Source organism: Planktothrix tepida PCC 9214, assembly GCF_900009145.1.
Lineage (GTDB): Bacteria > Cyanobacteriota > Cyanobacteriia > Cyanobacteriales > Microcoleaceae > Planktothrix > Planktothrix tepida.
Genome location: NZ_LN889764.1, coordinates 224,130 through 249,405, shown reverse-complemented (window position 1 = coordinate 249,405; position 25,276 = coordinate 224,130). Strand labels below are relative to the sequence as shown.

The 25,276-nt window shown below is 40.4% G+C and carries 28 protein-coding genes; 14 read left to right on the top strand and 14 right to left on the bottom strand.

Going from position 1 to position 25,276, the window contains the following annotated elements:
* Window positions 1-22: 22 nt before the first annotated feature.
* A complete protein-coding gene (locus PL9214_RS02360; protein ID WP_072717233.1) occupies window positions 23-727 on the bottom strand; it encodes a polysaccharide deacetylase family protein in 705 nt (234 codons plus the stop codon).
* A gap of 95 nt (window positions 728-822) precedes the next feature.
* Here PL9214_RS02360 and rd point away from each other — a divergent pair, with 95 nt between their 5' ends.
* The 3 genes from rd to PL9214_RS02345 are packed head-to-tail and all read left to right on the top strand — an operon-like array spanning window position 823 to window position 2,549.
* Entirely contained in the window at window positions 823-987 is a 165-nt protein-coding gene (gene rd, locus PL9214_RS02355; RefSeq protein WP_072717232.1) for a rubredoxin, read from the top strand.
* 9 nt (window positions 988-996) lie between these two features.
* Window positions 997-2,244 (top strand): BaiN/RdsA family NAD(P)/FAD-dependent oxidoreductase, encoded by a 1,248-nt coding sequence (locus PL9214_RS02350; protein ID WP_072717231.1) that lies wholly within the window; start codon window positions 997-999, stop codon window positions 2,242-2,244.
* A gap of 2 nt (window positions 2,245-2,246) precedes the next feature.
* Window positions 2,247-2,549, top strand: a complete 303-nt coding sequence (locus tag PL9214_RS02345) for a Dabb family protein (RefSeq protein ID WP_072717230.1) — start codon at window positions 2,247-2,249, stop codon at window positions 2,547-2,549.
* A 98-nt stretch (window positions 2,550-2,647) separates the two neighbouring features.
* Here PL9214_RS02345 and PL9214_RS02340 read toward each other — a convergent pair whose 3' ends face one another.
* The 3 genes from PL9214_RS02340 to PL9214_RS02330 form a co-directional block, all read right to left on the bottom strand.
* Entirely contained in the window at window positions 2,648-2,839 is a 192-nt protein-coding gene (locus tag PL9214_RS02340; RefSeq protein WP_072717229.1) for a hypothetical protein, read from the bottom strand.
* Window positions 2,840-2,860: 21 nt separating this feature from the next.
* Window positions 2,861-4,135 (bottom strand): MFS transporter, encoded by a 1,275-nt coding sequence (locus PL9214_RS02335; protein WP_072717228.1) that lies wholly within the window; start codon window positions 4,133-4,135, stop codon window positions 2,861-2,863.
* 134 nt (window positions 4,136-4,269) lie between these two features.
* Entirely contained in the window at window positions 4,270-6,888 is a 2,619-nt protein-coding gene (locus PL9214_RS02330; protein ID WP_072717227.1) for an ATP-binding protein, read from the bottom strand.
* Between the two features lie 233 nt (window positions 6,889-7,121).
* Here PL9214_RS02330 and ruvA point away from each other — a divergent pair, with 233 nt between their 5' ends.
* Window positions 7,122-7,751, top strand: a complete 630-nt coding sequence (ruvA, locus tag PL9214_RS02325) for a Holliday junction branch migration protein RuvA (RefSeq protein ID WP_072717226.1) — start codon at window positions 7,122-7,124, stop codon at window positions 7,749-7,751.
* Window positions 7,752-7,802: 51 nt separating this feature from the next.
* Here ruvA and PL9214_RS02320 read toward each other — a convergent pair whose 3' ends face one another.
* The 6 genes from PL9214_RS02320 to PL9214_RS31945 all read right to left on the bottom strand — a co-directional run bounded on the left by PL9214_RS02320 (window position 7,803) and on the right by PL9214_RS31945 (window position 11,352).
* Entirely contained in the window at window positions 7,803-8,192 is a 390-nt protein-coding gene (locus PL9214_RS02320) for a DUF6036 family nucleotidyltransferase (protein WP_245824149.1), read from the bottom strand.
* Window position 8,193: 1 nt separating this feature from the next.
* Complete coding sequence (locus PL9214_RS02315; protein WP_245824148.1) at window positions 8,194-8,400, bottom strand: hypothetical protein; 207 nt, start codon at window positions 8,398-8,400, stop codon at window positions 8,194-8,196.
* Between the two features lie 73 nt (window positions 8,401-8,473).
* Window positions 8,474-8,725, bottom strand: coding sequence for a hypothetical protein (locus PL9214_RS02310; protein ID WP_072717224.1), 252 nt, complete (start codon window positions 8,723-8,725; stop codon window positions 8,474-8,476).
* A gap of 59 nt (window positions 8,726-8,784) precedes the next feature.
* Window positions 8,785-9,423, bottom strand: coding sequence for a tetratricopeptide repeat protein (locus PL9214_RS32140; protein WP_186440279.1), 639 nt, complete (start codon window positions 9,421-9,423; stop codon window positions 8,785-8,787).
* On the bottom strand, window positions 9,329-9,646 hold the full coding sequence (locus tag PL9214_RS32135) for a tetratricopeptide repeat protein (RefSeq protein WP_245824152.1): 318 nt from the start codon (window positions 9,644-9,646) through the stop codon (window positions 9,329-9,331). The genes PL9214_RS32140 and PL9214_RS32135 overlap by 95 nt, the downstream gene beginning before the upstream one ends.
* Complete coding sequence (locus tag PL9214_RS31945; protein WP_439331521.1) at window positions 9,643-11,352, bottom strand: tetratricopeptide repeat protein; 1,710 nt, start codon at window positions 11,350-11,352, stop codon at window positions 9,643-9,645. The genes PL9214_RS32135 and PL9214_RS31945 overlap by 4 nt, the downstream gene beginning before the upstream one ends.
* Window positions 11,353-12,465: 1,113 nt before the next feature.
* Here PL9214_RS31945 and rpsO point away from each other — a divergent pair.
* The 4 genes from rpsO (at window position 12,466) to PL9214_RS30405 (ending at window position 15,707) form a co-directional block, all read left to right on the top strand.
* Window positions 12,466-12,735 carry a 30S ribosomal protein S15 gene (gene rpsO, locus PL9214_RS02300; RefSeq protein ID WP_072717223.1) on the top strand — a complete coding sequence of 90 codons (270 nt, stop codon included), beginning with the start codon at window positions 12,466-12,468 and terminating at the stop codon, window positions 12,733-12,735.
* A gap of 84 nt (window positions 12,736-12,819) precedes the next feature.
* A complete protein-coding gene (locus PL9214_RS02295) occupies window positions 12,820-13,356 on the top strand; it encodes a PAM68 family protein (RefSeq protein ID WP_072717222.1) in 537 nt (178 codons plus the stop codon).
* 119 nt (window positions 13,357-13,475) lie between these two features.
* Window positions 13,476-14,537, top strand: coding sequence for a 3-deoxy-7-phosphoheptulonate synthase (gene aroF / locus PL9214_RS02290; RefSeq protein ID WP_072717221.1), 1,062 nt, complete (start codon window positions 13,476-13,478; stop codon window positions 14,535-14,537).
* Between the two features lie 297 nt (window positions 14,538-14,834).
* A complete protein-coding gene (locus tag PL9214_RS30405; protein WP_072717220.1) occupies window positions 14,835-15,707 on the top strand; it encodes a hypothetical protein in 873 nt (290 codons plus the stop codon).
* Between the two features lie 54 nt (window positions 15,708-15,761).
* Here PL9214_RS30405 and PL9214_RS02280 read toward each other — a convergent pair whose 3' ends face one another.
* Both PL9214_RS02280 and PL9214_RS02275 read right to left on the bottom strand, forming a co-directional pair.
* Window positions 15,762-16,904, bottom strand: a complete 1,143-nt coding sequence (locus PL9214_RS02280) for a GspE/PulE/PilB domain-containing protein (RefSeq protein ID WP_072717219.1) — start codon at window positions 16,902-16,904, stop codon at window positions 15,762-15,764.
* A 425-nt stretch (window positions 16,905-17,329) separates the two neighbouring features.
* Window positions 17,330-18,133 carry a glycerophosphoryl diester phosphodiesterase membrane domain-containing protein gene (locus PL9214_RS02275; RefSeq protein WP_072717218.1) on the bottom strand — a complete coding sequence of 268 codons (804 nt, stop codon included), beginning with the start codon at window positions 18,131-18,133 and terminating at the stop codon, window positions 17,330-17,332.
* 193 nt (window positions 18,134-18,326) lie between these two features.
* Here PL9214_RS02275 and PL9214_RS30400 point away from each other — a divergent pair, with 193 nt between their 5' ends.
* Both PL9214_RS30400 and trpD read left to right on the top strand, forming a co-directional pair.
* Window positions 18,327-18,941, top strand: coding sequence for a L,D-transpeptidase (locus PL9214_RS30400; RefSeq protein WP_083579854.1), 615 nt, complete (start codon window positions 18,327-18,329; stop codon window positions 18,939-18,941).
* Between the two features lie 87 nt (window positions 18,942-19,028).
* Window positions 19,029-20,105, top strand: a complete 1,077-nt coding sequence (trpD, locus tag PL9214_RS02265; RefSeq protein WP_072717217.1) for an anthranilate phosphoribosyltransferase — start codon at window positions 19,029-19,031, stop codon at window positions 20,103-20,105.
* A gap of 2 nt (window positions 20,106-20,107) precedes the next feature.
* On the opposite strand, the gene PL9214_RS02260 is transcribed toward trpD, so the two are convergent.
* Window positions 20,108-20,689 (bottom strand): retropepsin-like aspartic protease family protein, encoded by a 582-nt coding sequence (locus PL9214_RS02260; protein WP_072717216.1) that lies wholly within the window; start codon window positions 20,687-20,689, stop codon window positions 20,108-20,110.
* A 117-nt stretch (window positions 20,690-20,806) separates the two neighbouring features.
* Window positions 20,807-21,478: a retropepsin-like aspartic protease family protein gene (locus PL9214_RS02255; RefSeq protein ID WP_083579853.1), complete on the bottom strand. Its 672-nt coding sequence runs from the start codon at window positions 21,476-21,478 to the stop codon at window positions 20,807-20,809.
* A gap of 177 nt (window positions 21,479-21,655) precedes the next feature.
* On the opposite strand from PL9214_RS02255, the gene PL9214_RS02250 reads away from it, so the two are divergent.
* From PL9214_RS02250 to nrdR, 4 genes are all read left to right on the top strand, one after another.
* Complete coding sequence (locus tag PL9214_RS02250; RefSeq protein WP_072717304.1) at window positions 21,656-21,982, top strand: hypothetical protein; 327 nt, start codon at window positions 21,656-21,658, stop codon at window positions 21,980-21,982.
* 262 nt (window positions 21,983-22,244) lie between these two features.
* A complete protein-coding gene (gene psbB / locus PL9214_RS02245; RefSeq protein WP_072717215.1) occupies window positions 22,245-23,774 on the top strand; it encodes a photosystem II chlorophyll-binding protein CP47 in 1,530 nt (509 codons plus the stop codon).
* A 166-nt stretch (window positions 23,775-23,940) separates the two neighbouring features.
* Complete coding sequence (locus tag PL9214_RS02240; RefSeq protein ID WP_006619121.1) at window positions 23,941-24,036, top strand: photosystem II reaction center protein T; 96 nt, start codon at window positions 23,941-23,943, stop codon at window positions 24,034-24,036.
* Between the two features lie 249 nt (window positions 24,037-24,285).
* Window positions 24,286-24,843, top strand: coding sequence for a transcriptional regulator NrdR (gene nrdR / locus PL9214_RS02235; RefSeq protein WP_072717214.1), 558 nt, complete (start codon window positions 24,286-24,288; stop codon window positions 24,841-24,843).
* The last annotated feature ends 433 nt before the right edge of the window (window positions 24,844-25,276 follow it).

The following is a 25,276-nucleotide window of genomic DNA, read 5'->3' as shown; positions in this document are numbered from 1 at the left end:
ATTAAAACACTAACATTGCTGATCATATCACTGGTTTTGCGGACTGCCAAAATTTAGGAATTGTTACAAATCTATAGTTTTGTTCTAACAATTTAGGAATAATTTTTTCAGCCGTTTTTGCGACATCTTTTCCCCCATGATCCCCATCATGGAGGACAATAATTGAACCATTTCGGGTTTGTTTGATCACGCGATGAGTCACCACATCAACCCCAGGATGCACCCAATCTTCCGGTACAACACTCCACATCACGGGACGATATCCCCAGCTTGTTAATAACGTTAACGTTTGCGGTAAAAATAATCCGTTGGGAGGACGGACATCTAAGACAAATTTAGGCTCCAGACCACAGGCTTTTAAAATAGCATCTTGGGTTTTTTCTAAGCTATTTTTTAATTCTATTTCTGTTAAAAAAGGGAAGGATTGATGTTGATAACCATGTAATCCAATCCAATGACCTCGCTGATAGACGGCTTGGGCAATTTCAGGATAGCGTTCTACCGATTGTCCTAACCAAAAAAAGCTGGCTGGAATCTGATAGGAATCTAAAACTTTTAATAATGCTAAAGTATAGTCTGGATGGGGGCCATCATCAAAGGTTAAACAAATTTCAGGTTGAGATAAATCCCCCGTCCATAAACAACGGGGAAAAGTTGGGGTTAAAAGCGGATGTAAATAGGGAAAAAAGGGAGCCAATTGTAGTTTAAAATGGAAAGGATGTTTCATGGTAATTAAAGTTTACAAAACTTTGCATAAATAAACTCGAATAGGGTTACAAAAAATGTACGATATTGATCAGCAATTTATTGACAAATTTAACCATGAAAAAGTACGTTTGTACAGTCTGTGGCTATACCTACGATCCCGGATACGGTGATCCAGATGGCGGTATTGATCCAGATACACCCTTTGAAGAGATCCCCGAAGATTGGATTTGTCCGCTTTGCCAAGCTGAAAAAAAAGATTTTGAAGTAATAGAAGAATAGAGGATTAATTTGTCTAGTTTACATCCGGTAAAAGTGATTGTAATTGGTGGCGGTGCGGCTGGTTTTTTTGGTGCCATTACTTGTGCAACTCACCACCCCCATACTCAAGTCATTTTGCTAGAAGCCGGACAGCAACCCCTTGCCAAAGTTAGAATTTCTGGAGGGGGGCGCTGTAATGTCACCCATGCTTGTTTTGAACCGACTCAATTTGTTCAGAATTACCCCAGAGGAAGTAAAGCATTACGGGGGGCTTTTAGTCGATTTCAAGCTAAAAATACTGTTGAATGGTTTACTGATCATGGGGTGCAATTAAAAACAGAATTTGATGGACGAATGTTCCCGACAACGGATGATTCTGCGACGATTGTTAACTGTTTAATGCGGGTTGCTGAACAGGCAGGCGTTAGGATTAAAACTCAAGTTCCTGTTGCTGCTATTTCTTATGATCAGTCTAACACTTATCCCTTTAAAATTCAACTAAAAACAGGAGAAATTTTAGAAAGTGATCGCATCTTATTGGCAACAGGAAATAATCCCTCTGGTTATCGCTTTGCTAAAGCTTTAGGGCATACAATTATTCCTCCCGTTCCTTCTTTATTTACCTTTAATATTAAAGATCAAAGGCTGCAAGATTTAGCTGGAGTTTCAGTTAGTTCAGTGCGGGTTAGATTACCTCAAGCGAAACTAGAACAAACGGGGCCGTTATTAATTACCCACTGGGGATTAAGTGGGCCAGCAATCTTAAAATTATCGGCTTGGGGGGCAAGGGTTTTATATGATTGTGGTTATAAATCCCCGCTACAGATTAATTGGCTACCCCAGGAACATCCCGAACAGTTAAAAGAACACTTATTAGCCCTAAAATCTGAATTTCCTAAACGATTAATTGCTGCTAATTGTCCCTTTGATTTACCCCGTCGGTTGTGGAAACAATTAGTTAATTATATTGGTATTGATGAAGAGAAACGTTGGTCTGAAATTTCTAATAAATCTCTCAATCAACTGATTCAAGAGTTAACCCAAGGCAGTTATAATATTATAGGAAAAGGTGTGTTTAAAGAAGAATTTGTTACCTGTGGCGGTGTAAACTTAAAAGAAGTTGACTTTAAAACGATGGAAAGTCGTTGTTGTCCAGGGTTATATTTAGCTGGAGAAGTGTTAGATATTGATGGAATTACCGGAGGATTTAACTTTCAAAGTGCTTGGACAACCGGATGGTTAGCTGGACAATCTATAGGCAAATTAAAGGACATTTAATTATGATTCAACACCTCGTTTTGCTCAAGTTTAAACCCGAAGTTACTCCCGACCAAATTGATCAGATATTTACTCATTTAGCTGAACTTAAACATTTAATTCCGGGGATAATTGGGTTTAATGGTGGCCCCTATTCTAGTCCTGAAGGATTAAATCAAGGCTTCACTCATGGATTTATTATGACCTTTGAAACAGCCGACCATCGAGATGCTTATTTACCCCATCCTGAACATGAGAAAGTTAAAGCAATGGTCTTAAATTATTTAGATGATTTGATCGCTTTTGATTTTGATGTTTCCCCCTAATTCTCATCAATTAGGATGGGTTTTGGCTATCTTCAACCCCTATATTCTATCTGTCCCTTCAAAACTGAAGTATAGGACTCGGTTAAGCTCATCTTAGATTAAAGTTGAGGCTTTCCATCCTGTTTTTCAGGAAGATTAGGACAGGAATTGAAAGTTTTTAACTGATAACCTTGTTTTTCCATTGTTTCGACAAAATGAGTCGGATCAAGATCCTCCTTAGCAGATAATACTTCAGGAGGATTATTTTTTAAATCTTGCCGTTTTTGTTTGAGTTTAGATTGTTTTCCCATGAATTTATATCCTCAAAATTTTTATGAATCTGGCTTTAGATTAACCTGCTTTTGAAGTTTAATTTTACGATCAAGAATTTTCAAAATGAATAGGGCAATAATAATACTAAACGCCAGACTTACCCAAAAATTATACACGATTTCAGGGCTTTGATCCAGTGCCCAACCGCCTAAAGGTGGCCCAATTAAATACCCGATTCCCCAACATTGAGCATTAATGGCTAGGTAAATTCCGCGTAAAGAATCAGGTGCTAAATCAGCGACTAACGACGCAGAAGCAGGAGTATAACAAACAACCGCAATGGCTAAAATTCCTAAGCCTAAACTGGCTAAAATTAACGCCTGGTTTTCTACCATTCCCGTCCAAGCAATCACAATATATCCGACTCCCCACAAAAGAGCAGAAATGCTCAATGCTTGAGAATGGCTAAACCGATTTAACCATCGAGAAATCGGTAATAAAAAGATAACAGAAATGGCAGTATAGCCAATAAATAACCAACTGATTACCCCCGCAGAAAGTCCTCCTTGTACAAATTTATTAAAATAAAGGGGAAGGGTACTATTTATTTGAGAAATATAAATAGTAAACATAATATTAACAATAACATAAATTAACAAGGTGCGATCGCGTAACGCAACCCACCAGTTTGCCCCCCATCCTTTTTGCTCAGTCTGAGATTGATTTAAAGTGGTATTTGTTTCTTGAATCGCTGCAAAAATTACTCCAAAAAACACAATAAAAGAAATTCCATCAATGATAAATAACGCTCGATAGTTACCAGACGTACTAATAATTAATCCCCCTAAAATGATTCCCAATTGTAAACCGACATTATCCCCTAATCTCGTCAACGCATAAGCTTCATTGCGCTGTTTTCCTGTTGTTAAATCAGCAACAACTGCTTCTGTCGCTGGCCAATATAGTCCAATTCCTAAACCCAGCAATAAATTCCCTAAAACGACTCCGGTAAAATCATTCGCGACGGCTAAAATAAAAGAAGAAATCGCTGAAATAACGGCTGAAATTAACAAGGTAAACCGACGACCCCAACGGGGAGAATCACATAACGAACCCGCTAAAAATCGACCCAAAATTCCTGAAATTTGAGCTAAACCTAAACTTAATCCAACGGCTGTAGAGGATAATCCTACTTGATTGACAAAGAAAATTGGAGCATAAAACAAGGTAAATCCTGTCCCTGTTTGGGATAGTAATCGACCGATTGCTAAAATAAAAATTTGAGGATTAAGTTGAGGAAGCCAACCTAAAAAACGATTCCGTCGGAACCCCATTTTTCGAGTGTCCTGATACAATATTTACAGGACTAACGCAGAAACCCGTTAATCCTGGTTTAACCATCATAGCGGATTAAGGTTCTATCGGGTTCTATTAAGAGGAATAGAAAACTGCTCTCCATTTGATGCTATTAAGCGTGACTTTGAGACACAGGAATTGTAATAATAAATTCGGTTCCCACTCCTGTTTCCGATAAACATTGTAATTGACCTCGATGTTTTTCCGTAATAATTTGATAACTAATTGATAATCCTAATCCCGTTCCTTTTCCTAACGGTTTTGTTGTAAAGAAGGGATCAAAAAGCCGTTTTTGAGTGGATTCAGAAATTCCGGGGCCATTATCTTGAATTCTAATTCTAATACTATCCTGAGCCACGATTTGAAAGCGGTTAAATCGAGAATATAATCCTGAAGAAGCTAAAGGCTGACTTTGAATAAATTCAGTTTTAATTTTAATCCATGAGGGGTGTTTCTGAAGTTCTAATTCTGAACGGTGGCTATTATATTCTTCCGTTGCATCAATGGCATTGACTAAAATATTCATAAAAACTTGATTTAATAACCCAGCATAACATTCCACTTTGGGAAGATTACCATAATCTTTAATAATTTCAATGGAAGCTTTCTCAACAGAATTTTTTAGGCGACTTTGCAAAATCAATAACGTGTTTTCTAAACCTTCATGAATATCAATATTTTTAATCGGTGATTCATCTAAACGAGAAAAATTTCTTAAGGATTTAACAATACACTGAATTCGATCTGCACCCATTTTCATAGAATCAATTAATTTAGGAAAATCCTGTAATAAATACTCTAAATCGATGGCTTCAGTTTTTTCAATCACTTCTGAGTTGGGTTGATAACTGTGTTTATAAATTTCAATCAATTCAATTAAATTTTCGGCATATTCTTTGGCAAAAATAATATTACCATAAATAAAACTCACCGGATTATTAATTTCATGGGCAATTCCAGCCACTAACTGACCTAAACTTGACATTTTTTCACTTTGAATCAAATGCGCTTGGGTTTTTTGAAGTTCTTCTAAGGTTTGTTCAAGTTGCTGGGTTTTTTGTTTTAATTCCGCTTCCGAATTTTTGAGTGCTTTTTCTGCTAATTTTCGTTCACTAATATCCATAACCGTTCCCAACAATCGAATTGTTTTTCCTTGGGAATTAACGGTTGGTTGACCTTTTCCATAGACATATCGAATAGACCCATCTATCCTAATCATCCGATAATCTAATTCAAAACTATATCCTTCTTCAATGGCTTGATGAATCATCTCTTGATAGGTGTATTGATCATCAAGATGAATGAGTTGATAATAGTGATGAAATGTTAAATCATTATCTTCTTGTCCTAAAATCCTTAATAACTCATCAGAACAAGTAAAATTGTGGGTTCTTAAATCCCATTCCCAACTTCCAATATGAGCTAATTTTTGAGCTTCAGTTAGATTCGCTTCTCTTTGTTTTAACGCAGTAAAAGAAAGCTGTAATTGCTTTGCCATTTTATTGAAAAGTTGAGCTAAATCAAATAATTCCTTGGTTCTTCCGATAACAATTTTATTCCAGTCTCCTTGAGAAATTGCTGAAGCGGCTTGACTCATAGATTGAATTGATTGGGTCACCCAACGAGACGTAATTGAACCCAATAAAATGGCAACAAATAAAGCTGTAATACAGAGTAAAATAGTAATTCGAGTATTTTCATAGATTTTATCCATAAAATCTGATTCAGGAATAACCACAACGATTAACCATTGCAATCCAGAGGAATCATTAAAAGGGACAACCTGAACAAATTGTTGCTCTCCATTTAATTTAAAACACAGATTTTGAGTGGTTTTAATTTGTTTGAAATCCCTAAAGTTATTAAATAAGAATTGCATCGTTGATTGAATTAAATTCTGTTGATAACTTACAGAATTTTTAGACTGAAATGAAGCTTTTATTTCAGGACTAGAACTTGCAATTAATTTCCCACTTTGATCTAAAATAAAAGTCTGTCCTGATTGACCAATTCTTAAATTTTGTAAAAACTGATTAATATGATTTAAAGAAATTTTAACGCCTGTGATCCCTAGTAGATTTTGGTTTTCATCATAAAGGGCAATTCCTTGTATGATTGCTAATTCATCCTCAAACTCTAAATCTTCAGAAACTTTACTCCAAACTGTTTTACCTTTTCCATTAATAATATTTTTGTACCATAATTCTTGACGCGGATCAAGATTATCTATCATTTTATAACTCTTTATTTTATTCCACTTGGAATCCAAGTTATAGTAAAATAAAGAAAAATTAGTATCTGAGCTTGAACTAAAGAGAACAATTTGATTATCCGATAGCTTTCGAGCTTCTATAAATACTTTTTCCTCGGAAGCGAATAAAATTGAATTAACGTTAGGAAATAATTGAATTATATTCAATAAATGCTCTTCAATGGAAGCCAAATCATTAATATTAAAATGACGGTGATAAATGGCTTCAGAATCAATTTTATTAATAAAAACAGGAAATTTCAGATAATAATCAAGATGTTGTTCTATTTTATTACTAATTTCCTGGCGAAGTTGGGTTGCGACTTCATTAACAGCTTCTTGACCATTTCGCAGGGATAACCATCCTGTTAAACCCACTGCAATAAAAGTTTGTAGAACAAAAGGAACAACAAGAATTGATCGCAGAGGAACGGCTCTAGCAATTTGATTTACCCATCTTTTCAGTAATCTTTTTGACATCTGAAAACAGCATAATGAGTGAGAATAATGTATAATACACCCTTACACTGAATTCATCGGGTCAATGCCCTTAGAATAGAGAATACTTGATTTGGACAACGGCTCAACTTCTAATTCCTATTACGGAGTCAAGCTTGAACCCAATCAACATCCAGATCTTGAATCTGCCTCTAATTTTAACTGAATTTTCAGCTAAAAATGTTTAGTTCATCGGCATTATTTTATTATTTTATATGATTGGCTCTCTCACAGGGATCATCGCAGATATTCAGAAAGGAAATGCAAATCGAGTTACGTTATTACTGAATGTTAATAACGTCGGATACGAACTGCAAATTTTACCTCGCATGAGAATGGAATTACCCCCCTTGGGCGAGACCACACAAATCTTCACTCACCTACAAGTTCGAGAAGATCAAATGGTTTTGTATGGTTTTTCTAGTATGGCTGAACGGGATTTATTTCGCCAATTAATTAGCGTTAGTGGTATTGGGACTCAACTGGCCATCGCCCTTCTGGATACTCTGGGACTTCAAGATCTCATTCAAGCCATCGTCGGGGGTAATACTCGTGTTTTAGCTAAAACCCCAGGCGTCGGAAACAAAACCGCAGAACGCATCGCCCTGGAACTCAAAACCAAACTCTCGGAATGGCGAAATCAAGCGGGACTCCTTTCCTCTCCCTCTGGAATAGCCCCCCACATTCAGGAAGAAGTCGAAATGACCTTACTCGCCCTCGGTTACACAGGTGCTGAAGTCATGCAAGCGTTACAAGCCATCAGTCAAGATTCTAGCTTAGTTAAACAAACAAATTCTGACGAATGGATCAGGAGTGCGATCGCTTGGCTAAGTCAAGGAACTTGAAAATCTTTGCGTCTTTGTGTTTTTGGGGGGAAGTTAAATATTGCTGTTTCATTAATCTTGTAAATTTTCGAGATCTGCAAGGTCTTGATTTCTTCCTGATGCGAGTTTGTTTTTTCTGAGATTTTCCAAATCTATGAATTTTACAATTACATCATTAACTGTAATTTCAATGCGTGTTTGATAGCAGGTTTGGAAATCAACACCATCGGGAGTTGTTAATAAATCAATCCGGCTTGGTGGGTAGCCTAATTGGATAATTTGATCGGCTTCAAGAAAGTCTTCTGGTTTTAAGTTTAATGTACCAAACCCAAATTCATCTAAAGCTTTTACCAAATTTTCTGCATTATCTGGTTTCATTTCAATCCAGATATCAATGTCTTTAGTATAACGAGGATGACCATGAATAGCAACGGCATAACCTCCAATTACTAGATATCGCACATTATTTTTGTTTAATAATTCTATAAATTCTTTGAAGTCTTGGTTCAGCATGATATTTCCATTGATGATAGTCTTGACGAATTTGTTCTAGGGCTGCAAGGCGTTCTAAATAGGGTTGTTTTTGCCAATAGGTGAAGTCGTTTTTTTGTTGTTTTTGATTAACTTTAGTGTAAGTTATGATCATGTTTCGTTGAGTCGGTGAGTCCATTTTATTTTCCTTAAAATATAGATTAAATATTGATCCTGTAAATTTTCCAGGTCTGTGAGGGATAAAATAAAGCCTAGCGCACACCATACAAATAATAATCAATATTTTTGGCAAAATCTTTAGGAAGTTTTTCCCATTCTTCGGGAGGGACTTCTGATATAATTTCATCGATCATATTTAGGATAGAATTATCAAGTTTGGGTAGGGTTAAATCCGTTGTGTTTCTGGTTTTGAGTCTGGTTTTCAGGAAAATCAAGAAGTGATAAACTTCCTCAATTACAAAGTCGGGTGTAGTTTCGAGTTCTTGAATCAGTTCTTGTTTCATGATTTTAGTTTTCAATGGGGTAAGGTAATAGAGGCACAAAACTATATACCCATTTTAGATTAACGATGGGGGAATCGACTGCGAATAATACCGTAGAGCATAAGCAAAATAATCCAAATGAGGGCAAAGGGGAAGGCAAAAACACCAATAATAAAACACAAAATCAGATTAAATTTGTTGCGTTGGGCGAATTTAGCAATTTTTTTCATCCAATTAGGATAAGAAGGGTTAGCATCAAGAGATAAATCTAATTCTTGGTAAATTAATTGTGCTTGCTGAGAAGCAGCAAATCCTTCTTTGATTCTGCCTGTTTTGTGATATAAATTACCTAAAACGAGTAGAGAATCAGCTACCTCCCGTCTATCCCCTATCTCTCGTTGAATTTCCAGAGATTGCTGGAGATAGGATATAGCATCTTCGTAGCGTCCTAGGGAATTGTAAGCATTACCTAAATAGAATAAAGAAATAGCTATCGCCTGTCTATCCTCAATCTCTCGGTAAATTTCCAGAGATTGCTGGTAACAGGATATCGCTTCTTCGTAGCGTCCTAGGGAATTGTAATCATTACCTAAATTGTATAAAGAATCAGCTTCCCCTCCTCTATTACCAATCTCTCGTCGAATTTCCAGAGATTGCTGGTAACAGGATATCGCTTCTTCGTAGCATCCTAGGTAATTGTAAGCGCTGNCTATTCCCAATCTCTCGGTCAATTTCCAGAGATTGCTGGTGATAGGATATAGCATCTTCGTAACGTCCTAAGCAATTGTAAGCATTGCCTAAATTGTTTAAAGAATTAGCTTCCCACAGTCTATTCCTAATCTCTGGTTGAATATCCAGAGATTGCTGGTAATAGGATATCGCTTCTTCGTAACGTCCTAGGAAATTGTAAACATTGCCTAAATTGCATAAAGAACCAGCTATCCCGTCTCTATCNGCTGGTAACAGGATATCGCTTCTTCGTAGCGTCCTAGGGAATTGTAATCATTACCTAAATTGTATAAAGAATCAGCTTCCCCTCTTCTATTCCCAATCTCTCGTCGAATTTCCAGAGATTGCTGGTGATAGGATATAGCATCTTCGTAACGTCCTAAGCAATTGTAAGCAATGCCTAAATTGCATAAAGAACTAGCTTCCCCCCCTCTATCCCCAATCTCTCGGTAAATTTCCAGAGATTGCTGACAATAGGATATCGCTTCTTTGTAGCGTCCTAGGGAATTGTAAATATTGCCTAACGAAGTTAAAGAGGCAGTATATAGCCAGTCTTGCTTATCGGTGAGATGTTCGACCAATTCCTGATAGAGTTCAGCCAGGAGTTGGTTGTTACCGCGTAAGTTGAGGAAGTTATTAACATTATCCCCATCCTGAATCACATCAAACGCTGCTTTATATTCCCCCAACTCGCACCAATGATAAAACACCTCCAAATATTCCCGCACATCCTCCACCGTCTGCCACTGGTCACGGGATTTAAACCGACTCAGATAAAATTGAATTGCCTTCAAATGCGCTCCCCTTAAATCCCCCACCCGATACTTGAGATACTCCAAAATCAAGGGCAAAAACGTATAAACTCCCTTGGTTTCCGACGCCAAAAATCCCCGTTTCCCTAACTCCCGCAATTCCTTATCCGTCACCGTTTCCCCAGAAATAGCCGTCGCCGTCACCCCATCAAACCCCCCACGCAACACCACCAAGGACAACAACACCCGTTGTAACTTCTCCGATAAATGGTTAAAACTGGCATCCAACACGGCTACCAACTGCACCGCCTCCTGACGGTGGAATCCCTGTAACCGCCCCATCAACTCCCCGACATCGGCTATTCCTAATGAAGCTAAATCCCCAATAGTCGCCCCTTCGCCGATTTCCCCATTCAGTAACCCCGCCACCAGTCGCAAGGTCAGAGGATGGCCATTCACCCCAGCCACAAAAGCCCCTAATTCCGCCTCTGTCCCTCCAATGTCTAAATTTTGAAGTAATTGTCTTCCTTCCGTTGCTGAAAGTCCCTCTAGGGCTAATTCTGTGGGTTTATCCTGTACCAAATTCGGCACAACTTGGGTCGTCACCAGAATTTCTGTCTGATGACATTTCCCTAGCCAGTGTTGCAAGAAATTCTGATAGCCTTCATCTTGGAGCACGGATTCCAGATTATCTAATACCAGTAAAAACCGTTGTTGTTGCAGACAGTGGATTAAAACCTCGATTAAACGAGTTTCTTCAATTTCTTTTAACTGGTCTGGAGACAGTTTTCCAAACTGGGTTAAAATTCCCTGGGCGACAATCGAGAATAGGGGACGTTGGCTTAAATCTAGCCACAATTTATCAACAAAATCGGTTCTATCGTTAAAGACTTTTGCCGCCAGGGTTGATTTTCCCATCCCTGCGATCGCCACAATCACACCCAGTTTATTATTTTCATCGTCTAACCAACCGTTAACAATGGCTAAATCTTGTTCTCGCCCTTGCCAATAGTTCACAGCCGGGGGTGTGGTATTTAGACTAAAGGAAATGGGTTGAATTTTCGATTGGCCTTGCTCCAAGAAGCCGATAATAGTCTCAAAGCCCTGTTCTGCTATTTGTTTTAACTCTTGATTCTGTTGACTAACTTGTGCTATGGCGATGAGCATTTCTTGTAAAATTTGTAATTCCTCTGATAACCAACCCCGCAATTCTTGAATTTGTGCCTGAGTGATGCCCAACTGTTGTAAGACGGCATCAAACCCCGATTCCATCTCAGTTCCCAACTGTTTAAACTGTTCTGTATGATCGTTTTGTAACCTTTCAATCTCTGCTAAACCTGCTTGAATCGGTTCTAAATTAGCCGTTTGTTGGGGATGATCTCGCAAGGTGGCTAAAATTTGCCCCAATAGGGATAACATTAACCCCGCAAAGGCTTTCCCCCCCTGTTCAGCATCTTGTTTTAACACTTCGCGTAGAGCTTTTGGGAATTTCTCGGCTAAAATTTGGGCAACTCCGGTAATTACCTCTTCTGGTAAGGTGATTCCCACTTCAGGGCATAACCAATCTTTTAATAGACTTTTCCAGTCTGCGGGAGTTAAAGGTTGTTGGTTAAAAAAGTCAGTATTTGTTTGAGAAAAAAGATTAACTAATTCTTCCTCTTGGATCGGATCAATAATATTAATTTCGCCGTTGCGGTTGGCTTCTGCCAATTCCAGCCACTTTTTCGGCGCAGCTTTCGCTAATTTTTTTAAATCTTTCCGGGAACTGCGATATTGTTCTGAGGTAGCGATGGATTCTAATAATAACCCAACAGCTAATCCGACGGCTTTGGTGAGATCGTTGTTAGAGAGAATATCCTGTTGTCCCAGACTGCTGACAATAGCTCCGAGATCACCTGCAAATATATTTCCAGCAACCCCTGAACTAATGCTGCTAACGGCTTGTAGGAAGCCAATTCCTTGCAAAGCGGGAATCAGGGGACAAGCGACACCCCCAGCAAAAATCGCCCCAAACGTTAACAGACGCAGATTGCGTTTACTAACTAAATCATGAATCGGCACGCTCTCTACCCCTGAGCTAGGTTTATTTAATTATAGGCAATAGGGAATAGAAGGACAGTAAACCACCAACCGTCAGTAGAGACGTGCCATGGCACGTCTCTACACAGCCAACCGTCAACCGTCAACCGTGTTAACCGTCAACCGTCATCAAAACTGATCAAAAGTATGGTATTCTAAATGATTGTGGCAAATTACGGATTAACTTGAGATTCAACAACTATGGCTCTCACACAGCAGCGTAAACAAGAAATCATGTCCGAGCACCAAACCCATGAAACCGATACCGGTTCCTGTGAAGTGCAAGTGGCAATGCTGACAGAACGAATTAATAAACTCAGCGAACACTTAAAAATCAATAAAAAAGATCACTCCTCTCGGCGTGGACTTTTACTCATGATTGGCCGTCGCAAACGTCTGTTAAGCTTCTTACAAGGTCAAGATAGAGAACGCTATAAAGCCTTAATTGCACGTCTGGGTATTCGGGGTTAGAATTCTGCGACTGGCGTAACAACCGAAGCCTTAATCTGTGACCTTAGCTTTCCTCCTGCATTTCCAGACCCATCTTTTAAACCTATGTCCTCTGAACGTCCTCCCGCACGTCCCGCCTTTGAACCGAGGAAAAATCGCAAAAAAAATAATAAAGCGACATCAAAACCTCCTGTTAAGGCGGCTTCAGATCCTAAATCGACAAAACCTGATCAAAAGGTCAAGGCGACTGCTTCCTCTTCCCAACCTCAACCCCAAAAAACGAAAGACACTAAGCGTCGTTATACCCGTGAAGAAACGGCAATTCCAGAGCAAGTCAGTCAACGGATGCTCTCTCGAATGGTCGTTTTAGCGGGACTACCTTTGCTGATGGGCTTAGGAACATTCATTGGGAGTTATTTTGTAATTACCCAAGACTTGTTTCTCTTTCCCCATAGCATTGTTGTGATGATTAGTATGGGTTTTTTTGGGTTAAGTGTCGTGGGTTTAAGCTATGGCGTTCTGTCAGCATCCTGGGATGAAGACATCTCAGGAAGTGTTTTAGGCTGGCAAGAATTTAAACTGAATTTAGGGCGAATGCAGGACGGATGGAAAGCTGCACGGCAAAAAAATCAGAAAAATTAAGAATTCAAAACTTTACGTCCAAAGTTGAATTGTAATACGCTAAATTTAGTTTAACGTCCCTGTATTTTCTGAAACAATTCCAGTTTTTTAAGTTTGATCAACCGATCATTCCAGGATAAATGATTATAGTAATGAAAGTCGGCACACCGGAAGCCGAAATTGAACGTTTAAATGCAGATCTCAACACCAGTTGGGGATTATCACCGGAAAAAATTGTTGGTAAACACAAAGTGGTGATTGGGTTAGTCGGTGAAACGGCAGACCTTGACCCCTTGCAACTGCGGGAAATGAGTCCTTTCATTGAGGATGTCTTACGGGTCGAAAAACCCTATAAACGGGTCAGTCGCACCTATCGTCAAGGAGAAGCCAGCGAAGTTACCGTTCCAACTCCGGCTGGAGATGTTACCTTTAGCGAACACCATCCCCTCGTGGTCGTTGCTGGGCCTTGCTCAGTGGAAAACGAAGAGATGATTATTGAAACCGCTAAACGAGTGAAAGCCGCTGGTGCTAAATTCCTGCGGGGTGGAGCCTTTAAGCCTCGTACCTCTCCTTATGCGTTTCAAGGACACGGGGAAAGCGCCCTAGGGTTATTAGCAGCGGCACGGGAAGCCACCGGACTCGGTATTATTACGGAGTTAATGGATGCTGAAGATTTGGAAAAATTAGGAGAAGTCGCCGATATTATTCAAATTGGCGCTCGCAATATGCAGAACTTCTCTTTGTTGAAAAAAGTGGGAGCTCAAGATAAACCTGTTCTGCTAAAACGGGGAATGTCTGCCACCATTGAAGAATGGTTAATGGCCGCAGAATATATTCTCGCAGGCGGAAACCAAAACGTGATTTTATGCGAACGGGGCGTTCGGGGTTTTGACCGTCAATATACCCGGAATACTCTGGATTTATCCGTGATTCCCGTATTGCGATCGCTGACTCACTTACCAATTATGATCGATCCCAGTCATGGGATTGGTGTCGCAGAATACGTTCCCTCTATGGCGATGGCTTCCATTGCCGCCGGAACCGATTCTTTAATGATTGAAGTCCATCCCAACCCAGCAAAAGCCTTGTCCGATGGCCCTCAATCTCTAACCCCAGATCGGTTTGACCACTTAATGCAAGAACTGTCTGTGATTGGTAAAGCGGTAGGCCGTTGGCCGAAAGAACTGGCTGTTGTCGGTTAATTCCTTGACCCGGATGATCAGATGCTCAGGTTGACCATCCGGGTTGAATGTTGAGGCTGTTGTTACCCTATAATCGATTCATTTGCTTTTAAAGAGAAAGTCTTTAATTTTCAAAATTTAAAACTAATACTATTTTATTGGTAATCACAATAACCGTTTTTATTTTTTGCATCTGTCTAAAGATAGATTTTTAAGCAGCTTGTGATAGTTTCTCATCTGGAATAATCTCTGAAAACTATATATAATAATAATGTTAAATTTCCTGAAATAATTATTGGTTGAGGAGTGCAATTACCGATGCCCAATCTCCATACAACGGCTTTTATAGGAACTGCGATAGCACTCACCCTAAATGGGGGTGAACTTTTAGCTCAAGAACTTTCCTCTCCATCCTCCTTACAAAATATTGTTGGATCTTCAGTAGAAATTGCGTCTAAAACGCTCTCAGAAACAACAGATTCAAATCCCGAACTGTTAGCAGTTGAAAGTACAGAACTTAATAATAACTCCGAGGAAGTTATTCAACAGCAACCGCAAACTTTATCAGAAGCTAAAACTACATTTCCCTCCACACAAGCCACCGATTTAAGTGACAATTGGATGGATCGAGTTGAGTGGAATATTGCTCAAAATTCAGATCAATCCTTACCCGTTACTCAACAACCTGAAGCAAGAGAAGAGAAACCCGAAGATCCCCGGAAAGCCGCTGATGCAAATGGTCGTCGTTTAAGTAATAACTATAATTATGTGGGACTGGGGGGAAATATTGGAATTACAGGAGATGGTTCAGGTTTAGGAGGAGGAGGTTTAATGAGCCTTTCCAAAACCGGATTTTCTGAAAACTTTTCCCTACATTCGGGTGGAATTATTATCGGAAGCGATAGCGCCAGTTTAGTTCATCTGACGGCTGATTTTCCGGTCAGAAGTGAAACAAACGCGGTTCGTTTTTCACCCTTTGTAGGAGCAGGAATTATCTACAAAGATATCTTTAATAATGACTTTAGCATTGGCCCCTCAGCCATAGCCGGAATTGATATTCCCATTTCTTACAGTTTTTTAATTACAGGACGTGCCAGTGTGGGATATATTCGAGATGAAACAGATTTTGGGATTCAAATTGGTTTCAGTTATATTTACACGAAAGGACTACTGGGTTTAATTTTTGATTAATCTTCAGATAGCTGACGGTTGACTGTTGGTTGTTAACCGTCAACCCTTAACCTTCTAAGAAGTGGTATCCGAATCTTGACCTTTTTGAATTAACGCTTCTGATTGTTGAACCATTGTTTTCAAAAGTTGATTTAATAACCGTAAATTTTCTGAGGATAAAGGCGTTACAGCAAGTCGAGTGCTAAGTTCACTGAGTTTATTTTGAAGTTGCTGCGTTAGCCGTAAAGCATCTAAACTCAATTTAGATAACTGTTGTTTTTGATAAAACTTTAAAGCAGCCCCTCGTAAAACCTGTAAGTTAGCTTCTTCTCCTAAGCTTCCGGGAGTAACTCTTAACCGCAATAATAGATGGGTATTTTGATAAACTCGTTCAATCTCAACTTGTTGAGGCGTATCAACGGGAATTAAAGGAAATTCGACTAATAATTTCAACTCATTAATTACCCCCTGAAATTGTTGATCTTCTAACCCCGCAACAACGGATTGTAAAACGCCATCCTGACTCCATAATATTCGAGATGAATTGGCTTCTTGGCGTTCAAAATAAAGTCGCCCAATCCCCCCCTTTAATACTCTTCCTAACAATTCTTGTAACAAATCATGGGGGGATAATGTTGCTAAATCCTCCATCGGGTTTTCTAAATCAGTTGTTTTAATCTCTAAAACTGAGGGTAAATTTAAGGAACCTGGAGATGCTAATTCTATCGGTTCCAGGGAAAACTTTTCGACCTCAGAAGAAAAATTAGCAACCAATGACGGTAAAGATTCCAGAGGTTCTGATGGGGTAATATTTTTAGACTTAACAGAAGAATGAACTGCTGAATTTTGTATAAAAGTTTCAGAGGAAATTTTAGGTTCAGAAGATAACGTTTTTTCAACACTTGTTGAAATTGGTTCAGCTTTTTGAGCCTGTTGTGTATAATATAAATACGAAGACAACAAAGATCTTTCCTCCGAGGAGGAAATAATCTGAGTTACAATTGAGCAATTCATATAAGATACAATCTTTTGAACGTATTCTAAAGCTGATTCATCTTCTGAATCAACAACGCCCAAATATAAATGATTATCTTTGAGACAGAGGGGTAGAATTTGGTAATGCAAGCAAACTTCTAACGGTAAGATACTGTCAATTAAACCGAAAATTTGCTGCGCGTCCAACGGAATTGTTCCAGTGGCTTGAGATTTAGCTAACATTTTCTATTAATAGTGTCTTAGTCTAATATTCCCAGGTTTTGAGCTAATTCAGCCTGAATTAGCTTTCATGAAAAAGGCACTCCAACTCAAATTCCCCATCTCCAACCCCGGAAAGTGAAGACGAGTGGATAGGTAACGGTTATCTTTATAACTTCAGTTTAACAGCCTTTCAGGAAATTACCTATGGGGAAATGATTGTGATTATGACAAAATTACCCACCTGAGTCATTGATGACTCTGATGAAGGTTTTTTGGGTTTACCACAGCATATAGATTGCTTGCAAGAGTCGGGTTATAGTACCCAAGGCAGTTAAAATATTAATAGTAATGTGCAATAAAAGCCAAGCTCAACAATATTGCCCCTTTTAATTTCTGATCGCAAATCGGAAAACTTGAAGTGTCTGATTTTCTATCTTTAAATCGACTTAATGTTTAACCCTACTTGCTTCCCGTCTTGCTAAAAGATCATAATAAATTACCCCTGCAATTGATTGCCAAAAAGGAAGAGTTAAAGCCCCGATTATGATATTCATCGCTATAGAAAGTAGATTCACAATTAGAGGATAACTGGAGGAGTCAGAGCCAAATATACTGGCTAAAGCCAATTGCAAAAAGCCCATAATCAATAGAAATAAAATGACAAAAGGGAGGACAATCAAAAATCCCAGAAACAGAACCCCTTGAATCCGTAATACTGATCCTTTGGTTAATTTCCAACTGCGACTAATTGCTGCTGTTGCGGTCATATTATCTTCAATGGCTAAGGGTAAAGCGGCAATAAAGATTCGAGAAGCCAGCCAAATATAGGCAAAGAAAACAGCAATAAAAACGACCAAACCGACTAAGTATATCATCAGGTTATTTTTTCCTAAAATAGCCCATAAGATACTCACAGAAATTGCCCCGACTAAAATTAATCCCAAAATTCCACCCATTAAAATTAAGCCAACTAGAAGTCCTTGTCCTAGAAAACTCCACATTTTTCGCTCGACGAGGGGGCGAGCTTCGGAAATTACTTCGGGTTGTTCTAAGGTTTCGTGATAAGCTAAACGGCCAATTAATGCAGAAAGGGCTAAAAGTTTGGCCCACCCATAAATCGGAATAATTGACCACAAATAGGCTTGCAGGGCAATATTAAAATAAGCGTTAAAATGATCTCGATAAATCCGTAACCCGGCACTGACGACATTACCGACACTTAGAGGGCCAATGGTTTGATTTTTAGTCATAATCGTAACGTGATAGGATCAATACACTAATTTTCTCTTTATTTTAAAGGACAATATTCAAATCCCTTCCTAATTTTATGAATATTAAACTTTGGGAAGGACAGTGAGAAAAATACGGGAAACAATCAGGGTTACTGAGCGTTCAACTGAGCATAGCCTTAAACCAACTTTTGGGGTCAAGACAAATAGTACAATGGTTAGAAGAAAAGGTTTTCTGAAACATTTCATAGCAGTTATTCTGGGAACAACGGTACTTTTAGAGCAAGTTCCCAAGCGGGTATTAGCGGTATCCGTTCACCCTCAAAACCCCATCCCTCTAGCACCATCCCCGGTTAAACTTTTAACCCCCAGAACCCCTAAATTTGCAACTTCTACCTTATTCCCCCCATCCAAACAACCCAGTTCTGATTCCATTGAAGCTAATTTGCAACTGGTGATTAAATTAAATCAACGTCGTGTTTATGTCTATCGAAATCAAAAGTTACAAACCAGCTATCCCATCGCCGTCGGTCGAGAAGGTTGGGAAACCCCAGTCGGTCAATATCAAGTGATTCAAATGATTACCAGTCCGACTTGGGAACATCCCCTCACCGGAGAAATTATTCCTCCAGGGCCAGATAATCCTTTGGGCCAGCGTTGGATTGGGTTTTGGACAGATGGAAAAAACTATATTGGATTTCATGGAACCCCGAATACTGAAACTGTTGGACAAGCCGCATCTCATGGTTGTATTCGGATGTTTAATCAAGATGTTTTGGCTTTATTTGAGATGGTAAAAATCGGAACCCCTGTGATTGTTGAACCTTAGTTACGGATAATAGGAATTTCACGAATTTTAGAGTTTGATTGAAAAAATGCTGTAAACTGAATTCTGGTTATTGAAAAATCCATCTTCATGACAAACCCTGCTGCACCTGAAATTCATCCCAATCTTTGGCCAGAGTTATTACAACAACTGTTAGACCGCCAATCCCTATCGATAACCCAAGCTTCACAATTGATGCGGGGATGGTTGGAAGAAGCAGTTCCTCCTGTGCTGTCTGGGGCTATTTTGGCAGCTATCCAAGCTAAAGGGGTATCCGCAGAAGAATTAGCAGGAATGGCATCGGTATTACAGTCCTGTAGTAGAGACGTGCCATGGCGCGTCTCTACAGAATCCTCTGTTTCTTACCGTATCATTGATACCTGTGGAACCGGAGGTGATGGTGCTTCAACCTTTAATATTTCCACAACCGTTGCCTTTGTGGCGGCGACGGCTCAGGTTCCGGTAGCGAAGCATGGAAATCGTTCTGCATCCAGTAAAGTCGGGTCTGCGGATGTTTTAGAAGCTTTGGGGGTTAACTTAAAAGCACCCGAAGAAAGAGTGACCCAGGCGTTATCGGCGGTTGGAATTACATTTTTATTTGCTCCCGGTTGGCATCCCGCCCTGAAAGCGGTTGTTCCCCTACGCCAAACCTTAAAAGTCCGAACCGTGTTTAATTTATTGGGGCCCTTGGTGAACCCTCTGCGTCCTACCGGACAGGTTATGGGTGTTTTTGACTCAAAATTGCTCCCCACTATTGCCCAAGCCTTAAATGAATTAGGAACAGAAGTGGCGATTGTGTTACATGGACGGGAGAGACTGGATGAAGCGGGGTTAGGCGATATAACTGACTTAGCGATTTTATCCCAAGGTCATGTTGAACAAACCACCCTCAATCCTCATGATGTGGGGTTAACTTCAGCCTCCCTCACGGCTCTTAAAGGGGGAGATGTGGAAGAAAATGCTGAAATTCTCCGAAATTTATTACAAGGAAAAGGCACGCAAGCTCAACAAGATGTAGTGGCTCTGAATGCGTCTTTAGCTTTACAAGTGGGGGGTGCTGTGCCAATGGGTTGCCATCAAAAAGGGATCTCTTTAGCTCAAGAGATTTTGCAAAGCGGTGCGGCGTGGTCAAAACTCGAACAATTGGTACAATTCCTCAAAAATTAATATTAGGCACGAGAGCGAAATTCAATCACATCTTGTTTAATGGTGATATCGTAAGTTCCAAAAAAGCCCTGTCCTAATAATCCTATTTGTAATACCGGAGAAATCGACACTTCCACATTGCTCATTTGTAACCCGCCCACATTAATAGAATCTACACGACCTACTTGTTGATTGACCAATTGATCACTGGCAGTATTAATGGGTAGATTTCCATAAGGTTGCACCTTTAAAGCATTTGCCATTGCAGGTGTAATCACAACCCCAGTTGCTCCCGTATCTAATAACATTTCAAAGGTATTTTGACCATTAAAATTAACATCAATAACGGGAATTCCTCCTTGTCGGCGTTTAATCGGAATTTGAAAAACTCCGGGTGTTGTTGGATTTGCAGATAAGGGAGTTGAGGTTGGGAATAAACCACAAACCGACTGCGTTAAATTCTCAACATTTCCAGAGTGTTCACGCATAAAACAGCCCGGATATTCTTGAGCCTTAACAGGAACCACACTTAGAAGAATTCCAGTTAAAACAACGGTTAAACTTAGCCTGAAGGAATTAATATCAATCGAAATTACTTTGCTCATAATTTCACCCTTTTATCCTGGTTTAAGGATTAGAGAGTTCAATCTCTCAATTCGATATGTTCATCTGCCTGATTAAAATCTGAGATCCCATTATTCATTAAGTTGGTTATTGATTTTTTATTGCCTGGCTCGAAATTCAACAACATCTGCTTTAATCGTAACATCATATTCTCCAAAAAAATCTTGACCGAGTAAACCCACATCTAAAGTCGGAGCGATCGCAACGATGAAATTATTTTTAACAGCCCCAGCTACCTCCAATTTCTGAATAGCACCCAAATCAAATTCCACACCTTTTTGACTGGGTGTATCTGCTTTACCTCGACCGGCTGGAATTGCCCCTAAAAGTTCTGCCATCATGGGAGTAATGACTGTTCCACTGGCTCCGGTATCAACCATCATTTCAAAAGGTTGTAGATTATTAAAGATGACTTGGATGACCGGGATTCCTCCATCTCTTCTAATAATTTTAGCTTGATAAATACCGGGTGTTGCCAGGGGAGAAATAGCTGTTTTTGCATCAGTTTGTGGAAAAATACAAACTTGATTTAAAGAAAGCATCTGTCCGGTTTTTGTTTTCATAAAGCAACCCGGGTATTCTTGAGCGAGCGCACCGAGAGGATCGGTCAAGATTAAGCCTGTAGTTGATAATAAAATCGAAAACAGAGGGATTAACCGAGATAAACTCTGTCTTTGGGCTTGTTCAGCCAAAACCTTTAGATAATACAGCCGTACAGTTGCAAAAGCTGATAAGGGATATAACCGGACTAAAGACGGGGAAGTCTTCATGATTTTACTGGGAGTCAAGCGTTAACTTTAATCGTTACAGAGATCTTTGCCCCCGTCAATTTCCCTGATCAAAGATGAACTTTAGCTATGTTCTGTCTTCTATCTTAAATGGGGAGTATGTCAACCTTTCGCGCTATCGTAAACAGCAGATCTAAAGTCAGTTTGTTTAAGGCAGTCGTGAAATACTTTTTTTTAACCGATGGATGGACAGTAGGACGAGTCTGGGGAGTAGGAGGTCTGTGGGATCAAACCCTACGTCGCCGTCCACCCGAAATTCAAAAAATGAACCTCTGTATTTGGAATCAAACTCAACAGGAAAAAATGTGGCTGTATCGGGTTGAAGATGCTGTTTTGATGTTAGAAGTCAAACCCGATATTACCCCAATTAACAAGCCCTCTAGCACTATTGGTCAAGTTGTTCTGACTCGCTTAATTACAGCCGATCAAGTCCTAGAACGCTTGGCAAGTGCTTCCACAGAATGTCAAATGAATAATAGTCTGTAATCTCACGGTGAAGTCGTGCGGAGTCAATGTTCAGCCCAAGAATCTCCCGACACAGCGAAGCTTGTCGGTGAGAGTATCAAAACTATTGCATTTGGTTCTAACAATCGATACACTTCTTTAAGATAAGCTTCATGTTCGTGGAGATCCCGTTAATGATCTAACCGAAATTGATGACTTTTCAATTGAGGGACGATCAATTCGGGCGTATTCATAGCAAAGTTATAAAAAAGTAGACCATTATCAACTAGGAGGAGCGTAGTCAATGGGACTACCCTGGTATCGTGTACACACAGTTGTCCTGAATGACCCAGGACGATTGATCTCTGTACACCTGATGCACACCGCTTTGGTGGCAGGTTGGGCTGGATCTATGGCCCTTTATGAACTCGCAATTTATGATCCTTCTGATCCCGTCCTCAACCCGATGTGGCGTCAAGGGATGTTCGTCATGCCCTTCATGGCCCGCTTAGGGGTAACTCAATCCTGGGGCGGTTGGAGTCTCACCGGAGAAGCCGTTACCAACCCTGGTATTTGGTCTTTTGAAGGGGTGGCTGCCACTCATATCATTCTGTCTGGTTTACTCTTCCTGGCTGCCGTTTGGCACTGGGTTTTTTGGGATCTTGAACTCTTTACCGATCCCCGAACAGGCGAACCTGCCTTAGATTTGCCTAAAATGTTTGGCATTCACCTGTTCTTATCTGGTCTGCTTTGCTTTGGTTTTGGGGCATTCCACCTAACAGGCTTATTTGGCCCTGGAATGTGGGTGTCCGATCCCTATGGCATTACCGGAAGTGTGCAACCCGTTGCACCGGCTTGGGGGCCTGAAGGATTTAACCCGTTCAATGCGGGAGGAATTGTCGCTCACCATATTGCCGCCGGTGTTGTTGGCATTATTGCGGGTCTGTTCCACCTTTCTGTTCGCCCGCCCCAACGGTTATATAAAGCCCTGCGGATGGGGAACATTGAAACGGTGTTATCCAGCAGTATTGCTGCGGTGTTCTTCTCCGCTTTCGTTGTTGCTGGAACGATGTGGTACGGTTCTGCGGCGACCCCCATTGAACTGTTTGGCCCAACCCGCTATCAATGGGATAGTGGTTACTTCCAACAGGAAATTCAACGCCGGGTACAATCCAGTGTTGCCCGTGGGGATAGCTACGCTGAAGCTTGGGAAAAAATTCCTGAAAAACTCGCCTTCTATGACTATGTGGGCAACAGCCCCGCTAAAGGCGGTTTATTCCGGGTTGGCCCGATGAACAACGGCGATGGCATTGCTAAAGCTTGGTTAGGCCATCCGGTATTCAAAGATTCTGAAGGACGGGAATTATTAGTTCGCCGTCTTCCTAATTTCTTTGAAACCTTCCCAGTAGTCCTCACGGATAAAGACGGTGTGGTTCGGGCTGATATTCCCTTCCGTCGGGCTGAGTCTCGCTACAGCTTTGAACAAGCTGGAGTGACGGTTAGTTTCTATGGTGGTGAATTAGATGGCAAAACCTTTAAAGATGCCCCAACCGTTAAGAAATACGCTCGTTTAGCCCAACAAGGGGAACCTTTCGAGTTTGATCGCGAAACCTTGGGATCTGACGGGGTGTTCCGCACTAGCACCCGGGGCTGGTTCACCTACGCCCACGCTTGCTTTGCATTATTGTTCTTCTTTGGCCATATTTGGCACGGTTCTCGGACGATCTTCCGCGATGTGTTCGCTGGGGTGGAAGCCGATCTCGAAGAACAAGTGGAATGGGGTCTGTTCCAGAAAGTGGGTGACAAAACGACTCGCGTTAAGAAAACCGTCTAGGACACACCTAGTTCAGGCTTTTGCGGTCTTTTGGTCAACCTAATTTTTAGAGAGTTGGAGCTTTGTTCATAAAGTTTCCGACTCTCTCTTTATTTAGACGGATTCCATCTTCCTTAATCGCTCAATGGTAGACTGTTAGAAAACAATAAGTTTAGGAAACATTAACATGGAAAGTGTTGCTTACATCTTAGTTTTGACCTTGGCCTTAGGAGTTCTCTTTTTTGCAATTGCATTCCGGGAACCCCCTCGGATTGGGAAGTAACTGGCAATAAGAGAATTTTTTTCCGATCCAATACTAAGTGATGAGGATTTGGGGTAATTTAACGTTCTGTACCGTCGCCAACCCAGAAAAGCTTGGATTTATTTCTGGGAGCTAGGGGTTCACTTGTTTAACTAAAACCTTAAGTTCTCATGGCTGAGTATTGGACTGTTCAAACGTTACCACCGTGCTTTGTACTCACTGATCAGAAAACTTCTGTTCGGTGAACTCTATGCTCAAAGGACGTTAATCATGCAGTGTCCAGTTTGCCAGTATACCAATAGTCGCGTACTGGAGTCGCGTTCGGCTGAATCGGGTAAAAGCATTCGGCGGCGACGAGAATGTCTCCAGTGTCAGCATCGGTTTACGACTTATGAACGGATTGAATTTGTTCCCATTACGGTGATGAAGCGGGATGGGAAACGGGAATCCTTTGATCGCTCTAAATTACTGCGGGGAATGGTTCGAGCTTGTGAAAAAACAGGACTTTCTGCTTTAGATTTAGAATCAATTATTGATGAAATTGAAGCGGAACTGCAACAACGTTCCCAACGGGAATTTCCCACCCAGGAAATTGGAGAATTAGTTTTGCAACGACTCAAATCTTTAAGTGAAGTTGCCTATGTGCGGTTTGCTTCCGTTTATCGACAATTTCAAGGGATTCGAGATTTTGCCGAAGCGTTGAATCACTTTCAGAGTGATACTGACCCTCAAAACGGGAATGAACCCACTTCAACCGAGGAAGATCCGAGTTCCCCAAGGGAGAGTTCACCGCTTGAAACCCCCCCTTCTTTGTGTTCTGCCTCCTGAGTTCCATCTCAACAGCAGAGTTATAATTTTTAATTTATCCCAATCAATCTTGAACTCTAGCCCTAACCGGATAAAACTTTGGGCAAGCTATGACCCAAAATCGATCAGTTATGGCATAATAGATATGCTCTGAACAGTTATACTATTTAAGTTAACTCCATTTACCAAATTAAACAAAAAAGTTTAACTTAGTGAACGAGGTTAAACTTAAGTCGCCGGAGGGCATTCGGAGACTCAAAACGGACGTAGAGATTGCGTAAGACCTAAACACTTAGGCATTGATCGATGAAGCGTCAACCCCATTCAGCGACCCTTGTGGCGTGGTGAAGAATCCATTCGCCTTTAGGCAGTGGAGGATGTCAACTGTTCCCCTAGGCATCAACACAGCTTACCTGAAACCCAAGGGTAAAGGTTTAGGCTGTATATTCAAGTT